The sequence below is a fragment of the Psychrobacter communis genome (assembly GCF_014836505.1).
Taxonomy (GTDB): domain Bacteria; phylum Pseudomonadota; class Gammaproteobacteria; order Pseudomonadales; family Moraxellaceae; genus Psychrobacter; species Psychrobacter faecalis.
Genome location: NZ_JACSQR010000079.1, coordinates 1 through 1,139, shown reverse-complemented (window position 1 = coordinate 1,139; position 1,139 = coordinate 1). Strand labels below are relative to the sequence as shown.

Here is a 1,139-nt window from a genome sequence, read left to right as displayed (position 1 = left end):
AATAAAGAGGAAATACCCATGGCAAAGGCCAAGTTTGAACGCAGCAAGCCACACGTCAACGTCGGTACCATCGGACACGTTGACCACGGTAAAACAACATTAACCGCCGCTATCGCAACCGTAGCCGCAATCACCTCTGGTGGCGAAGCCAAAGACTACGCCGCTATTGATAGCGCACCAGAAGAAAAAGCACGTGGCATCACCATCAACACCTCACACGTAGAATATGACACCGAAACCCGTCACTACGCCCACGTTGATTGCCCAGGTCACGCCGACTATGTTAAAAACATGATCACCGGTGCAGCCCAAATGGACGGCGCAATCCTAGTCGTATCAGCAACTGACGGCCCAATGCCACAAACCCGTGAGCACATCCTGCTATCACGTCAGGTTGGCGTACCGTACATCATCGTCTTCATGAACAAATGTGACCTTGTTGACGACGAAGAATTGCTTGAGCTAGTAGAAATGGAAGTTCGTGAACTTCTTAACGACTACGACTTCCCAGGCGACGACACCCCAATCGTAAAAGGGAGTGCCACCCAAGCCCTTAAAGGCGACGAAGGTCAATACGGCCAACCAGCCGTTGTAGAACTACTAGGCATCCTAGACACCTACATCCCAGAGCCAGAGCGTGACGTTGACAAAGCATTCCTAATGCCAATCGAAGACGTATTCTCAATCTCAGGCCGTGGTACCGTAGTAACCGGTCGTGTTGAATCAGGTATCGTACGTGTCGGTGACGAAATCGAAATCGTCGGTATCCGTGACACCCAAAAAACCACCTGTACTGGTGTAGAGATGTTCCGTAAACTGCTAGACGAAGGTCGTGCAGGCGAAAACTGTGGCGTATTACTACGTGGTACTAAGCGTGAAGACGTACAACGTGGCCAAGTACTAGCCAAGCCAGGTTCAATCACCCCTCATACTAAATTTGACGCAGAAGTATACGTACTGTCAAAAGAAGAGGGTGGTCGTCACACACCATTCCTAAACGGCTATCGTCCACAGTTCTACTTCCGTACCACTGACGTAACTGGCGCAATCCAATTACAAGACGGTACTGAAATGGTTATGCCTGGTGACAACGTTGAGATGGGCGTAGAGCTTATCCACCCAATCGCTATGGACAAAGG

1 protein-coding gene is annotated in these 1,139 nt (G+C 50.0%); it reads left to right on the top strand.

Annotated features, from left to right (window positions below; all coding sequences use genetic code 11):
* Positions 1 to 18 precede the first annotated feature (18 nt).
* Positions 19 to 1,139 (top strand): elongation factor Tu (gene tuf, locus H9653_RS12345; RefSeq protein WP_191692585.1); only part of this gene is annotated, 1,121 nt, incomplete at its 3' end.